General features: G+C 39.2%; 13 protein-coding genes and 1 pseudogene. 5 read left to right on the top strand and 9 right to left on the bottom strand.

What is annotated here, in order from left to right:
- Positions 1–14 precede the first annotated feature (14 nt).
- The 5 genes and pseudogenes from D1164_RS11660 to D1164_RS11640 all read left to right on the top strand — a co-directional run bounded on the left by D1164_RS11660 (position 15) and on the right by D1164_RS11640 (position 4,467).
- Positions 15–428, top strand: coding sequence for a Fur family transcriptional regulator (locus D1164_RS11660; protein ID WP_119350157.1), 414 nt, complete (start codon positions 15–17; stop codon positions 426–428).
- Between the two features lie 563 nt (positions 429–991).
- Positions 992–1,258 (top strand): annotated as a pseudogene (locus D1164_RS24220) (carboxypeptidase-like regulatory domain-containing protein); the annotation flags it as partial.
- Positions 1,259–1,291: 33 nt separating this feature from the next.
- Positions 1,292–3,400: a TonB-dependent receptor gene (locus D1164_RS11650; protein WP_394340399.1), complete on the top strand. Its 2,109-nt coding sequence runs from the start codon at positions 1,292–1,294 to the stop codon at positions 3,398–3,400.
- A 35-nt stretch (positions 3,401–3,435) separates the two neighbouring features.
- The gene (locus D1164_RS11645; protein ID WP_119350154.1) at positions 3,436–3,894 is read left to right on the top strand and encodes a DUF4625 domain-containing protein; all 459 of its coding nucleotides are present in this window, start codon (positions 3,436–3,438) and stop codon (positions 3,892–3,894) included.
- A gap of 90 nt (positions 3,895–3,984) precedes the next feature.
- Positions 3,985–4,467: a DUF4625 domain-containing protein gene (locus tag D1164_RS11640; RefSeq protein WP_119350153.1), complete on the top strand. Its 483-nt coding sequence runs from the start codon at positions 3,985–3,987 to the stop codon at positions 4,465–4,467.
- A 67-nt stretch (positions 4,468–4,534) separates the two neighbouring features.
- Here D1164_RS11640 and rsgA read toward each other — a convergent pair whose 3' ends face one another.
- The 9 genes from rsgA to D1164_RS11595 form a co-directional block, all read right to left on the bottom strand.
- Positions 4,535–5,605 carry a ribosome small subunit-dependent GTPase A gene (gene rsgA, locus D1164_RS11635; RefSeq protein ID WP_119350152.1) on the bottom strand — a complete coding sequence of 357 codons (1,071 nt, stop codon included), beginning with the start codon at positions 5,603–5,605 and terminating at the stop codon, positions 4,535–4,537.
- An 80-nt stretch (positions 5,606–5,685) separates the two neighbouring features.
- Complete coding sequence (locus D1164_RS11630) at positions 5,686–6,651, bottom strand: alpha/beta hydrolase (protein ID WP_119350151.1); 966 nt, start codon at positions 6,649–6,651, stop codon at positions 5,686–5,688.
- An 80-nt stretch (positions 6,652–6,731) separates the two neighbouring features.
- Positions 6,732–7,874, bottom strand: coding sequence for a hypothetical protein (locus tag D1164_RS11625; RefSeq protein WP_119350150.1), 1,143 nt, complete (start codon positions 7,872–7,874; stop codon positions 6,732–6,734).
- Between the two features lie 626 nt (positions 7,875–8,500).
- The gene (locus D1164_RS11620; protein WP_119350149.1) at positions 8,501–9,277 is read right to left on the bottom strand and encodes an MBL fold metallo-hydrolase; all 777 of its coding nucleotides are present in this window, start codon (positions 9,275–9,277) and stop codon (positions 8,501–8,503) included.
- Positions 9,278–9,892: 615 nt separating this feature from the next.
- Positions 9,893–10,234 (bottom strand): GIY-YIG nuclease family protein, encoded by a 342-nt coding sequence (locus tag D1164_RS11615; protein WP_119350148.1) that lies wholly within the window; start codon positions 10,232–10,234, stop codon positions 9,893–9,895.
- Positions 10,231–10,650, bottom strand: coding sequence for an ester cyclase (locus D1164_RS11610; protein WP_172594434.1), 420 nt, complete (start codon positions 10,648–10,650; stop codon positions 10,231–10,233). Before D1164_RS11610 ends, D1164_RS11615 begins: the two co-directional genes overlap by 4 nt.
- A gap of 255 nt (positions 10,651–10,905) precedes the next feature.
- Positions 10,906–11,709, bottom strand: coding sequence for an alpha/beta hydrolase family protein (locus tag D1164_RS11605; protein WP_119350203.1), 804 nt, complete (start codon positions 11,707–11,709; stop codon positions 10,906–10,908).
- Positions 11,710–11,807: 98 nt separating this feature from the next.
- On the bottom strand, positions 11,808–13,679 hold the full coding sequence (locus D1164_RS11600) for a hypothetical protein (RefSeq protein ID WP_119350146.1): 1,872 nt from the start codon (positions 13,677–13,679) through the stop codon (positions 11,808–11,810).
- Positions 13,669–14,187 (bottom strand): hypothetical protein, encoded by a 519-nt coding sequence (locus D1164_RS11595; RefSeq protein WP_147372164.1) that lies wholly within the window; start codon positions 14,185–14,187, stop codon positions 13,669–13,671. Before D1164_RS11595 ends, D1164_RS11600 begins: the two co-directional genes overlap by 11 nt.
- Between the last annotated feature and the right edge of the window lie 86 nt (positions 14,188–14,273).

Genomic DNA, 14,273 nt, shown 5'->3' with positions numbered 1-14,273 from the left:
ACATTTTTGCATTTATGAATCCAAACGAAGTATTGCATGAACATAACCTAAAACGCACTGGTTGCCGGGAAGGAATCATTTCAGTGATTATGGAATCCGGAAATCCCTTGTCAGAGAATGAAATCAGGGATCGGCTGTCCGGCACGTTCGACCGCACTACATTTTACCGTTCCTTCAAAACATTGCAGGAGAGTAAAATCATTCACAAAATTGTGGTGGACAACCAACTGGTAAAATATGCGCTTGACAATACGATAACGCAAAAACAGGAGCACGCTCACTTTTACTGCGAGGAATGCCAAAGTGTACGTTGCCTGGAATCGATTCCGGTAAAAACACCCCCACTCCCCGATGGATTTAAAGCCACTGAAACCGAAGTAATAATTAAAGGACTGTGTGATAAATGTCAAAAAAATATCCACGCATAAATTGAGACAAAACGTTAAAAATATCGGTCTGTTCCTTTTTTGGGTATTTTCTTTTCCCATTTTCTACCAGCCTGTTCACGTGTTGCAACACACAACAAACAGTTCCTGCTCCCATTGCAGTACATGCTTTTTGGACATTCGCCATGAAAACAATTCAGTTGCTTATACCCTTTCAGGCACAAAGGAAGAGCCGTGTTTAATCTGCCAATTTAAATTTCCTCCCAACAAATTGCCGGATTCATTTATTTCCGGGGATGACATGTTCATTTTTTCAGACAGGATCATCCTTCCCCCTAAAAAAAATGACAGGCCTGCCAACCGGTACCGGCTCATTCCGCGTGCACCTCCCTGTTCCTAACCTCGCCCCTTACCACCTTCACATACTTATAAATAATCCAATCTGAATTATTCACCATGTTTTTAATGTGAATAAAGTTCAGGTTACCCCGGCATTGATAAAGTTGAACTATCAAGAAAGGATTACAGGTCCCGCTGTTATCGGGAGATAGGGATCATTGTAAACAATTCGGGGAAAATGACACAACAAATTAAAACCTTGTTTTATGAGAGTTTTATTGTGGTTGCTAGCTGTGGCCTGGGTTTCGTTCTCAGCATACGGCCAGCAAACATATACACTATCGGGCATGATACAAGATGAAAAACAGCGGCCGTTGCCAGGCACTTCGGTTCTGGTAACACCTGGCAATTTTGGCGTGGTATCGGGAGCAGACGGTGTTTTCCTGTTTGAAAACATCCCCACAGGAACCTATACCATAGCAGTTTCATTTCTTGGTTACCATCGATTTTCAGACACGCTTTTGCTGCGCAACGACCTTCGTTTAAACATCCGGCTCGAACCGGAAATGCAAACGCTCCGTGAGGTAACAGTAACTGACCATTATGAAGAACAGCGCAAAAGAGAGGAATCGCTGAACATTGAAGTGGTAAACGACAAGTTCCTGAAACAAAACCTGGGCGGTAGCCTGATGCAGTCGCTGGAACGGTTGCCGGGAGTAAGCTCCATTGATATCGGCTCAGGACAGTCGAAACCGGCCATACGGGGACTTGGATTCAACCGGGTGGTCGTGGTTGAGAACGGAATCAAACACGAAGCCCAGCAGTGGGGCGCAGACCATGGACTGGAAGTAGACCAGTATGCATTCGATCGTATTGAAGTGATAAAAGGCCCGGCATCTTTGATGTACGGTTCCGATGCCATCGGCGGGGTAATCGACCTGAAACAGATTGAAACACCCCCAAAACACACGCTGGGTGGAAATGTGAACCTGACAGGAAAAACCAACAACGACCTGGCCGGAACCTCCGCATTCATTTTTGGCCGGAAAGAAAAGCTATTCTTTACGTTTCGTGCCACGTTGCTTGATTATGCAGACTACCGTGTGCCCACCGACAGCGTGGATATTTATTCCTATCGTGCAGCGCTTCATAATAACCGGTTGCGGAATACTGCCGGAAAAGAACAGAACTTACACTTTTCCGGAGGGTTCCAAAACAACGGAACTTCCACCCGTTTTTATGTGAGCAATGTGCGTACCAAGGCCGGCTTTTTCGCGAATACCCACGGACTGGAGCCCCGGCAGGTGGATACCGGGTTGCATGACAAATCGGCCCGCGATATTCAATTCCCGTTTCAGGAAGTGAATCACTTCAAAATTATAAACCGTAGTGCCGTTTTGAAAAAAAACAGGCAGTTCCGAATGGAACTGGGCTACCAGCGTAATTTCAGGCAGGAATTGAGCCCGTATACCAATCATGGTTATATGCCCTCCGTTTTCCCTTCAAACATGCCTTTTGCAGCAGAATTGGAGCGACAGTTTGAAAAAAACATTTTCTCCGGAAACCTGAAAAGTACTTTTCAGTTCAGTGAAAAAACAGAAGGAACCGCCGGGATAAATTCGGAGTACCAAAAGAACCGCATTCACGGCAGAGGTTTTATCATTCCTGCTTTCGAACAAATCACCGCAGGAGCCTTTGCCTGGATGAAGTACAAGGTTTCGGAACACAGCCAGTTACAGGCCGGCATCCGCTACGACTTTGGGAACATTCGGACCACACCTTATCATGATTGGTTTGAAAGCCCAGTTGTTACAGGAGAAGATACTGTTTGGAGTTTTCTTCAGCGGGCGCCGGAACTGGATCGAAGTTTTTCCAGCCTGACATGGTCCGCCGGATATAATTACAACGCCGGACATTTTTCATTAAAGGCCAACGCCGGAAAAAGCTTTCGGATGCCCATTGCCAAAGAACTGGCGGCAAACGGTGTAAATTACCATCGGTTTAGTTACGAAAAAGGCGACCCGGAATTGTCGCCGGAAGTTTCATACCAACTGGATGTGGGAATGGAATGGAACACCCGGAAATTTGCTATCGGTATCACACCCTTTTTAAACTACTTCCCCAATTACATTTACCTGAACCCCGGCTTTGAGCACGACCGGCTATACGGCAACGGAAACCAGGTATTCTATTATACCGAAAGCGAAGTGTTCAGATGCGGAGGCGAGTTACATACTCATCTCAATGTAGCCCGGAATTTTAAAACCGGTGTTATCCTGAACTACATCTATTCCGAGCAACTTTCCGGGGATAAAATTGGTTTTACCCTCCCTTTCTCACCGCCGGCCTCTGCGCTTTTCCACCTGAAATATACACCTAAAAACCAGGCATGGCTGCATAATCCATACTTCTCTGTCGACTTTAAAGTGGCAGCAGCCCAAAACAAAATTGTTCCGCCGGAGAAAAAGACACCCGGCTACCAGACACTAAATCTTGGAATGGGTGCCGACATCCCCTGGAAAAAGCAGGCTATTTCACTTTCCCTGCAGGTGCAAAACCTTTTGAATGAAAAGTACTTTAACCACACCAGCTACTACCGGCTCATTAATGTTCCCGAAGCCGGCAGAAATGTGATACTAAATGTACACATTCCCTTTTCAACACATTTAAAATAAACTATAACATACGTTTAACACATAAAAAGTAGAACATGAAAACTAAATTATTTTTACTCGCTTTGACGTTGACCACTGCTTTGTTTTTTACATCGTGTAATGACGAAGATGAAATTCCCCGTCCTGAAATTACCGGCTTCGAGCTGGGGATAGACAATAACAAAACCGGCCACATCGGTCATGATGTGCATGTGGATGCAAAAATTACCGCTCCCGGAAAGATAGAAAAGGTCCGGGTAGTGATCCACCCGGAAGGAGAACATGAAAGTAAAAGCGCCACCTTCTTATCAGAAGAGGAAGAATGGAAAGTGGATTCCATCTATACCGAGTTTTCAGGTTTAAAAAATGCCACTTTTCATAAACACATCGACATTCCCGACTATGCCAAAGAGGGAGATTACCATTTCCATTTTATTGTGACAGACATGGAAGGAAACCAGGCCTCCCTGGACGAAGAACTGGAAATTATGCACGGAGATGGACATTCACATTAATTAAATAAGGGTGACACAGCGTCTTCGTGGCATTTTAGCCAGCCACGAAGACGCTGCACCCAATGTATTTCCACATTAAAATTGTTTAAAATGAAAAAGTTATTCATTCTGTTGGTCATGGTAGTTTTTGTAATTACTGCCTGTAATAATAAAGAAATTGACGACCAAAAACCTGAAATCGACCTGAATATCCCGGCGGCTTTTCCACTGAATTGCGATACCTTGTGGCTGGGTGAGCCATTCACGTTTAAGGCACTGCTGAAAGACAATGCCGAACTGGGATCTTTCAGCATTGACATTCATCACAATTTCGATCATCATTCGCACACTACCGAAGCATCAGCATGTGAACCAGACCCGGAAAAAACGCCGGTGAATCCTTTTGTTTTTATTGGTGATTTTGAAATTCCGGCAGGACAAACGGAATACATGACCGATACGGTGATTGAAATTCCGGAGGGCAATAACCAGGGAGAATTTGACGAAGGAGACTACCACTTTTTCATCAGCCTCACCGATCGTGAAGGCTGGTCGGCACAGAAGGGACTGAGTATTAAAATATTCAAAAGATAAATATCATATTTTCAAGAAAGCAACGGACTCATTTATTTCCTGATTTTGTCAGGTCGCAAAGTAAAAGTCAACCCCTCCGTTGTTTAATATCTTTTTTATTGTAGTCCTTTAACATTTTCCCGAATCCCTTCTCCTTTTTGCGTCGTTCTGCAACAGTGGATTCAAAATGGGATTTTTCCCGTTCCATTTTCAGGTAGTTTACGTAAGAGCTTTTGTCCAATTCGCCCTTTTCCACAGCCTCCCTGACCGAGCAACCAGTCTCACTGGTATGGGTACAATCCTTGAACTTACAATGTTGAGAAAGCCTGACAATTATATCAAAGGTGGTTTCCAGTCCGCCGGCAGTATCGGCAAGTCCCACTTCCCGCATTCCCGGGTTGTCGATAAGAATTCCGCCGCCTTCAAGAATAACCAATTCCCGGTGACTGGTAACGTGTCTTCCTTTATTTGTACTTTGGCTGACAGCACCCGTTTTCATTACTGCTCTCCCGGAAAGATTATTCAGCAAAGTAGATTTTCCAACGCCCGAGGAACCCAGCATACACCAGGTTGTCCCCTTCTCAATCATTTTTTTAAGCCTTTCGTATCCGGCCCGGGTCTCGTTACTAACCGCCACTACAGGAACGTCTTTTACTCTTGATTTCAGGTTGGCTGTTATTTCATCCACCCGCCGTTCATTCACCAGGTCGGTTTTTGTCAGTACAATCACCGGGCTGACTTTCGAAGAATAACAGATGGTCAGGTACCTTTCCAGCCGGTTAATATTAAAATCCCTGTCGACGGCCTGTACCAGCAGCGCATAATCGATATTTGCAGCCATTATCTGTACCTCTCCGGATTGCCCGGCCGCCTGTCTTTTAATCATTGAAAACCGTGGAAATATTTTATGAACAATGGCCAAATCTGAATCATAAACCGCCAGGGCCACCCAATCGCCCACTACCGGAAAATCCTCACGGCTTCCCGCGGAGAATCGCATATTCCCGGTTATCTCCGCTTCAAACTCCCCCTGAATTGTTTTGACAATATATCGTTCCTTATGTTCCGCGACAACCCTGCCCGTTTCGAGATTGCCTGGAACCTCTTCCCTTCTGAACTGTTCAAGGTTGTCAGTATATCCTAAATCTTTCAATTTCATTTCTACATATTATTTGCTGTCATGTATACTGTTTTAAAACAGTGCGGTGCTCCTGCCCTCTTCACAAACAATTTCATATTTCATTCCTGAGGTATTATAAAATGAACAATCTTTTTCACCAGCCCTGACTTTAAAGGCAAATCGGCTTTGGTGTAGGTTGCCCTGTTTTCCTGAATATCCGATCCGGCTTCTTTTAACACGTGGTTCATATTCTCTACTATAAAAAGTGTAGCATCCGGTTTTGATGCAGAAAGCAATTTTGCATGTTCTGTCGGGACCTGCAAATCGGTTGTTCCCTGAATTACGCATACGGGAATCGTTAATTTTTTCAACTCTTTTGCCGGATCATACTTTATCCAGGAAATCATGTAAGGCTGAACACCCGGACGATATAAAACAGCCAGGTTAGGATTCACATTGGAAACGGTCTTGCCGGCTTTCAGGCTGTCCAGTATTCTGTTTGATTCGTCGAGCAATTGTAAGGGCAACTGGTTCTTTAGCTGATCCTGCAAAAGTTTATCGGCTGGTATTCCTACCCCTGCAACAGAAATAAAACCGGCAACTTCAGCCTGCTGTGCCGCTATTATGCTTATCAGGGAACCTTCGCTATGACCTAACAAAAAAATTCCGGAAAATCTTTTATCTGCTTTTAACAAGGATATCCATGCAACCACATCATCGACATAAGTTTCAAATCGCAAATCACTTTCACTGGTCATTGCCATCTGACTTTTCCCAATCCCGCGTTTATCGAACCGCAGGGTTGAAATATTGCTTCCGGCAAAACCTTCAGCCAACATTTTGTAGGCATTGGTTTGGACTCCCAAAGGCGAATTGCAATTTCTGTCAGTCGGCCCCGAGCCGGCAACAATAAGAACAACCGGAGATACTTCCGCAGAAGCAGGCACCGTCAAAGTCCCTGAAATATCACCGGTAGAAGTTTTCAGAATAATTTCAGACTCCGAAAAAACAGAATCATCCGCAACCTGCCCCAATAATCCTGCTGAGAGTAAGTTAAGGGTAAGTACAAACAAAAGGGCTTTCATACATTTAAGTTTTTGGTTTCCACATTATTAGTTAAACATTGCATAACAGATAGAAAAGCCAAGCATAAAAATGGCAAAAACTATTTATCGCACAATGGTTTTAACCGATCTAATTCGTCCGTCAGACTAAATGCCGTATATACTGTTTCCAACACATAAAATACTTCGCGCAACCTTTGATAATGAATAAACTTCTGAATGTATTTCACCAAATACTGGGATAATAACAGTATTGTAAACGGCGCCATAAAAACAGGCAATATCCAACCGAGGTTTTTTAAAAGTTCACGGGATGTTAAAGCATTAGAATAATTAAAGTTGACAAAAGTGAGTAAACATGAGAGCAAAACAATACCTATTCCAAACCAACTTATATTGCGTATTATTTTTGCAATATGCCAGGTGGAAGAGGCTAATCTCACATGTCCTTCATTCCGAATAATGATGGCACATTTATCTGGATGAAAATAACGTAACCTGATTTTAAGAATATTGACGTATGTTTTACTTCTTCTGTCTTTTCGGTCGACTTTGGTATCCCCGCTTCGTTCATCTGCTTCACACCATTGTGTAAAATCCAGTAAATGCATCAGGTTCCTTTTTATTAAATAGGAATTATAGTTTGGATACGGGAACTGACAATCATTTTCTGACTTACATGCCAAATTATCTCTCAGCAACTCCTCAATGTTCAACTGGTGTTTTTTATTGTTTAAAATTTTAAATTGTTTTCTTTTTTTCAGTTTACGAAGTGATAAATTAAGCCAAAAGTGCCTCCCGTTTTCCTTTTTACTCTTAATCCTTTTCAGCCGGGAAACAGCCGGGGTTATAATAGCATCCATATATTCCTTTTCAATCTCAGACTTCAACAACTTAAAGCTCTCTCTGTCCGGAGTTTTAATATCCCTTCTGTAAAAAATATGACCTACAATATAAGATAGTAATGTAAAAATCATGAAGAATACAATCCAGATTGAACTCGGGGTTTGGAGTGTGGCAATAACATACTCCCTGAAAATCTGGAAAACGTTACCCTGCTTCTCCAAAAAGATACAAGACAAATTAAATATGGGCGGGACCGTGGCAATAAACAAGGCAAGCAGGAACAATATGCCCGGGAAAAGACCACCCAAAATGTCAACAAAATATTCATGAAGCGATATTTTGGGATTTATTTTTTTACGCAGGAACTCTTTAATTAGCTCTTCTGATATATTTGCCATATCGTTGATTTTATTGGTTACAAAGGTTTAATATAATTTTCCGGTTGATTTTTTTTCCTGTTTTCAACAAAAGCATAGATTCCAACAAACCATAAAATAAGCCCTCTTATCTGACCTGCTTTCATAAGTCTTCCCGTTTTTAGGTTTCCAGTATAGTCACCAAATGGAAATTAACGGTGCAGGTCATTCTAAAACATCTGCAACTCAACTACCACCCAGTTTATAAAATACTATTTTGCTTAAAGTTAACACTTTCTGTCCTATATTTTTTACTACCAACCATCATATCCTGACAAAATTCCAGATATTTGGCATAAAAAAGTAAATAAGTCTGTAACTGCCGGGAAAATAGTACACATTATTGTCGTTTGGTTGAACATTTGCTATTTAAATTACCTGTCACACCTTTAACACTGACCGCCATTTTCTATCAAAAAATTTAAGGGTACGCTCCAATGGTTTCATGCAACAACTTTCCACCTGGTGCAAACATATACAGTACCAACATTCATAAAATCAAAAGGGCAGCTAGATTACAAGCCGCCCCTTAATTTTTATCACCATTGTCTCTACCTGTTAGTCTTTCGATCTATTTTTTTTTATTCTTATTCTGTTATAATTTGATCTTAAAGTCTTATCGCAAAATTTGAATAGGAAAAAGTGCCGCTCCCGTGCTTTAGTTTTCCGCTTTTATGTAATTCCGTAAAAGCTTTATCCATATCTTCAATAATTGATAACGGGATATCCAAATCGTGATGTGCAGGCAAAATACGTTTTACAGGTAAAGGCAACAATTTTTTTATAGAATTCATATACGCCACGGGGTCTGTCGAGGGGTAATAGGCAAATAACTCTCCGATATAAATTAAATCGCCCGTATATAAATATCCCTTATCTTCTTCAAAAAAGCACATATGTCCGGGAGAATGCCCGGGCGTGTGCAACACCCTGATTGTCCGGTCTCCCAACTCTATTGTATCATTATCCTTCAGCACTCTGGTTGGAACTCCTTCAAACAGGTAATAGTCGTTAACATCAAAGTCTTTGGGAAATTCGCAAGGTTCCTCCACCAAAAAATTACGAACCTGTTCTATTGTTAAGGGGAAACCTCCATTTATCCATTCTGTTTCCTCTTCATGCACATAAAAATCTTTGAAATATTTATGCCCACCAAAATGGTCATAGTGTACGTGTGTTGTAACAACTGTAACGGGTTTATCTGTCAGCTTTTGTACCTGCTCCCAAATATTTTCAACTCCAAGCCCTGTGTCAATTAACAAACTTCTGTCTTTACCATTCAGCAAATAGCAATGGGTTTCTTCCCAATGTTTATACTCGCTAATAACAGTCGTATTTTCATCAATCTCCTCAATAGTAAACCACTTTTCTTTGTCACTTGTCATATATAATTATTTTATTGTGTATGTGTATCCTATCCAATAACGATACTGCCGTTAAATCTGTCCTTAACGGTAGTCAGCCAAAAAATTTTGCCCACTTTTTTTCTTTTTAATACCTCCTTAAAAAGTTCTGCTATCATGTGGTTCAGATGGCCTAAAAGTAATTCAAATCGGGGAATTTTCCCCCAATAAAATTGCTTTTCCTATGTGTCATTTGCGCATAGTTTGTTGTTATCACAAGCTATGTGCATGGCGCCAAACAGGTTAAAATATTTCCTGCCAGCCGAAATCCTTTTTGAAAATTTCCGGAGTCATTTTAAGGGTTCCAAAACGTAAAGGTTGGCCCGGCAAACGATCGTCATCCAATAAAAGTATTTGCCGGAAATAATTCTACCCGGTGGTGATACCCCGGAATCTGCAATCTTCAAGGGACTGAATAATCTGTAACCTTAAAGGAGTAACAGATTTAAAACTTATTTTCCAGATGGACGAAAAAAATATACTACATAACAGCAAACGGCATGGCATGGCACTGTCACCATAAAGAAGTTGAATCAGGGTATGGACCTTGATATCCTGCACCATCCCCACATTGTTTATTCACAATGCCAGTACCTGCTAGTACCTTAACTCCGTTGAAATATTTAATTCTTCGATAATCATTTGTTGCAGTGATCGTAATTCACTGGCGTAGTTGATGTTTTTCTCATCCTCTTGTTTCAATTCGGATAAAACTTCAAATACAAAATTATCCTCTCCTTTTTCGTTCCAGTCTTGTTGCAGCGCATGATTTTTATGGTTGCCAAACCTCAACTCCGTTTTATGCCGGTTCCATTTGGAGTTCATATCAATGCTGTTATCTATCAACACCTTGTTATTGGATGTATTTTTTACCTGAAAAACTCCCATCGGGAACTTCATCTCCCTGTATTCTTCCTTAATCTCTTTTCGTGATTTCATTGTTTTATAAATCCTAATTGTTTGGCTACTGTTTTTCTGTCAAAAACCTGGGTATGCCCGCTAATTAAACTGTTTTTAAAATGATAAACGGTGACCCCTGTTGTTTCTATTTTTTTGTTTGTGGCGGGTAATTCTCCAATCATGCCCCGATTTGTTCCGGTTAAGATCCAGGTAACCGCAACATGGTTCTCTTCTTCAATGGCAGAAGTTATTTTAAAATGAATATCGGGGAAAGAATCAAAAGAAAACTTCAGGCGAACCTTAAATTCCGCATGCGACAATGTTTTTCCTTCCCAGGGATCAGCGGTGTCCAGGAAAACAGTGTACTCATTATGGATGTATTTTTCTACATTATTAAGGCTTTGCTTGTTCCAGACTTCATCCATAAATTCTCGTAAAAAAACTTCTTTATTCATTTTAAACATTCCTTATAAATGGGCACTTTCTATTTTTCCATGCTTCGTTCGGAGTTTCAAAACACTTCACATTCAGGTTTTGTTCTGATTTTATACACACCAACAGATAATTGATGGGCAGCGGGTTCTTTATATCCGGTTCCGGAGTAAAGTAGGTTGAGCGCTAACCTGTCAACCCGTAGCGAAAATTGAATAAGGTACATCCCTTGGTACCATGCGCATCTTCAACCACTATTTATGTAGATTTTTCACCTGCTATTCTTTATAATCAACACTATTCAAAATAAAATCTACTATTGGAGACGGGTCTTCCAGGCAATGAGGATGGTGCCCAACTCCTTTTTTTCGAATAAGTTCTATTGTTCCACCAGCACCTCTAAATTTTTTGGCCAGTAACTTTGTGTTTTCTGCATAAGGCACTACCGTATCGGCATCACCATATACATGTATAACAGGAATTCCTGCTTTTGCAACATGCACACAATTATTAACCGGAATATCATCAAACGTTTTAACCGAAATCGTGTCAAGATTATATGCCTTCAAACAAATCTCCCACGCTTCAGGACTTCCGTCTCCGTTAAACATTCCTCCCGGCCAGCTTTTTATATCGCATACAGGTGCATCAGCATAAATACTGAACACCTTGCCGGTATTTTTTGACGCCCAATTATAAACGATTAGTCCGCCACGACTCATCCCTTCCAATACAACTTTTTGATTAAATCCGTACTCCGAAACACAAAAACGGTAAAATTCATTCCACAGCTCTACCGCTTCATGGTTCCCAAACAAATTAGAAACATCAATAAAGGCAACATGAAATCCTTTTTCCAGCAACGCTTTGTCCACCTGTGGTTCATGCCCCCAAAACCTTGCTCTCCAAATCCAATAGCTATTTGAGTTCGGTTTATGGGGAAATACAATCTTTGCATCATGCCCCTTAAATGAAAATTCCTTTATCTCATATTCGGTAAAAACGGTATCCTTCCGAAATGCAAAAAGCGAGATTAAAACGGTTGTTATCAGAATAAGGGAAGTTGTCTTTTTTCGTTTCATATTTTTCTTTTTTTGATTTTCAGCGAGTGCCAGCTTCCAGTATGAATTGGCTGCCATGCATACCCCCAACGATCAATACACTGCCAAAGCTATCAAATTTAAATTTTGCCGCTATTTCCTTTTAATTCTCTTTTTATCGATATTATCTCTTTTTCAATACTAGGTTTAATTATTTCAACAAAATTTACTCCCTTACTATATTCTGTATTCTGAATTAAATCAGGCCTTTCACTCAGTTTTCTATTAAATAATTCTATCTCTTCACTCAAAAAATCGAGAAAAAAGTTAACGGATTTAAACCGGTTATTAAATTTCTTTTTTCTTTCATTATAGTTTACAACATAATACGAATGCATGGGTGTATTTTCGCTCATATGTAACAGATAGCTAAATTGATGAATTAATGTCGAAATATAATAATCCCCTTTATCTGTTAGCACTACCTCTGTAATATACTTTTGTTTTGGAAACTCCTGGTTCGGGGAACCTATCATATTCCATCCAAGTAATTTTTCAAATATCAAATCAACTCTTTCTGCCGAAAAGTTTAATTTCGTTAATAACTGAATTAATTTTGTTTTATCAATTCGGCTAAAATTTTGAATAATTATTAAGGTATATACCAAGCCAAGTGTATTTATCGGGTCGCCATCAAAGTTTGAGTTGTCAAGATTGAAAAGATTAATAATGGGAGAAGATTCTGTATCGTAACAATCTTTGTGTTTACATATGGTACATGCAATAAAATCCTTTATATCCAGGTACCTCGCATCAAGTATTGGTTTATCATTATAAACATTTTGGATAAATGGAATTAAGTCCAGATTAGGACTATGAAAAAAGGAATAAATCAATTCAATTACTTCCCGAATATTTCCATCAGAAATGCGAATCAGATGGTCATATATTGATTCCTGCTCTTCTCTATACTTGAAAATCTTACTCGTCTCCAGCAAAATTGTTTGGGCCGTTAAAGAATTAATTTTGATTTTTTTATCAGCAGAACTTTGAATAGTTTTCACATTAGAATGTGCTATTTCAATATCCTGGTTTAAAGGGTTCCTATTTTTTTGATTATAATCTCTGACTTTTATTTCTTCAATAGAGTACTCAAATCTTCTTTTAATCAGAATAGAAATTTTTAACGGGGGTAAACTTATCATCGGATACCGGTTCTGAAAATCAGTACCCAGCACATTCTGATTTGGAATATAATCTCTTACACTAAAAATAAATAAAGCGGGAATTCGTTCAATGAGCTTTTTTATATACCCAAAAATAGTTCGAATAATATTTACACTACAAGTATCTCCGTTATCAAAAATGAGGGTGTATTTATTATTTTTTTTGGTTTGAAATAAATGCGTATAAACCAATGCGATATATTCCTCAATGGAGGTATCAATTTTGCTTAACAGGTAGTCAGTACTTACCTCTGCAGGATACCGATCTTTAAAAACTTCTCTAATTAGGTTTATATCAGTAAAATATTCTTTGTAGTGAGAATTCAGATGTTCTTTAATTTTGGATAAAATGTCTTTTCTTATATCATCGAAAGTTGGTTCTATTGGAACGGCAAATGGCTCTAAATCAATATAGCAAGATGAGATATCTTTATTACTGTAAATGAAATGTTTAATAAATGTCGTTTTTCCAGTGCCAATTTTTCCAACCAGGAAATAAATATTTCCTGTTTTATCAATCGATTTATAATTTTCATTAATATACTCCTGAAAGTGCCTCTCTACATCTTCTGCTCTTAAATTGATTAAATTCTTGAATCGTTTTTCAAACGTATTTCCGTTGTCTGTTATTCTTTCCTTTATATAGAGCTTGGCCAACAATTTTAAGTTGGAAGACTTATTCAGGTTTTTATCAAATGCGATATCAAATACATCCGTGTAGGTTTCGAACAATGGATTATGTTTGTTGGGAATCGCATTTATGTTTGGAATAGCTTTACGTTTCATTTATCCTTAGTTTAATTCTTTTTGATCGTACTTTTGATCTATCAATATCTTTATATTTATATTTCAATTTTATGTAATTTCTAACTCGTTCACTCCTGAATTTTATTCTAATTGGAATATCTATTTCTTTTTCTTTTTGAATGGTTATTGATTTATTAACTAAATCTAAGTCGCCTATCGAAAATTCAGTAATTTCTTTTTTATTATTTCTGTAAGTAAAACTTTCTAAAATACAGTCTGAATACAAGGCTTTTATCCTCAAGTCATTAAATTGAACTTCTCCCTTATTAAAGGTTGGTTTTAAATCTCCTACTATTTTAAGTTTTCCAAATTTATTATTCAGGAAGAAAAGAATAATCTGTGTGTTTATTGTTACGATAATGGATATCGCAATACTAAAATATCTAACCTCCGTTGAATCCAGATTGTTAGCAACAAAAAAAGGTAATAGTAAAACAGTTATAATAATCGCATTTAAAATGATTGTTGTTAAAAATCTTTTTCTCATAAATGTCATTTCTTTTATTGTGGCACACAACAATCCCGGCTATACACTGGGCGATGAACGGAATAAAATCCTGTCCGGCATATTGC

The sequence above is a fragment of the Mariniphaga sediminis genome (assembly GCF_003573545.1).
GTDB lineage: Bacteria > Bacteroidota > Bacteroidia > Bacteroidales > Prolixibacteraceae > Mariniphaga > Mariniphaga sediminis.
Note: the sequence above shows the minus strand (reverse complement) of the source record. Positions and strands in the feature narration are given on the sequence as shown.

Excerpts from the sequence above, each read along its gene's own strand:
- D1164_RS11600 (WP_119350146.1), bottom strand. The coding sequence starts at position 13,679 with ATGAAACGTAAAGCTATTCCAAACATAAATGCGATTCCCAACAAACAT.
- D1164_RS11620 (WP_119350149.1), bottom strand. The coding sequence starts at position 9,277 with ATGACAAGTGACAAAGAAAAGTGGTTTACTATTGAGGAGATTGATGAA.
- D1164_RS11645 (WP_119350154.1), top strand. The coding sequence starts at position 3,436 with ATGAAAACTAAATTATTTTTACTCGCTTTGACGTTGACCACTGCTTTG.
- D1164_RS11630 (WP_119350151.1), bottom strand. The coding sequence starts at position 6,651 with ATGAAAGCCCTTTTGTTTGTACTTACCCTTAACTTACTCTCAGCAGGA.
- D1164_RS11650 (WP_394340399.1), top strand. The coding sequence starts at position 1,292 with ATGCAAACGCTCCGTGAGGTAACAGTAACTGACCATTATGAAGAACAG.
- D1164_RS11625 (WP_119350150.1), bottom strand. The coding sequence starts at position 7,874 with ATGGCAAATATATCAGAAGAGCTAATTAAAGAGTTCCTGCGTAAAAAA.
- D1164_RS11610 (WP_172594434.1), bottom strand. The coding sequence starts at position 10,650 with ATGAATAAAGAAGTTTTTTTACGAGAATTTATGGATGAAGTCTGGAAC.
- D1164_RS11615 (WP_119350148.1), bottom strand. The coding sequence starts at position 10,234 with ATGAAATCACGAAAAGAGATTAAGGAAGAATACAGGGAGATGAAGTTC.
- rsgA (WP_119350152.1), bottom strand. The coding sequence starts at position 5,605 with ATGAAATTGAAAGATTTAGGATATACTGACAACCTTGAACAGTTCAGA.
- D1164_RS11605 (WP_119350203.1), bottom strand. The coding sequence starts at position 11,709 with ATGAAACGAAAAAAGACAACTTCCCTTATTCTGATAACAACCGTTTTA.
- D1164_RS11640 (WP_119350153.1), top strand. The coding sequence starts at position 3,985 with ATGAAAAAGTTATTCATTCTGTTGGTCATGGTAGTTTTTGTAATTACT.
- D1164_RS11660 (WP_119350157.1), top strand. The coding sequence starts at position 15 with ATGAATCCAAACGAAGTATTGCATGAACATAACCTAAAACGCACTGGT.
- D1164_RS11595 (WP_147372164.1), bottom strand. The coding sequence starts at position 14,187 with ATGAGAAAAAGATTTTTAACAACAATCATTTTAAATGCGATTATTATA.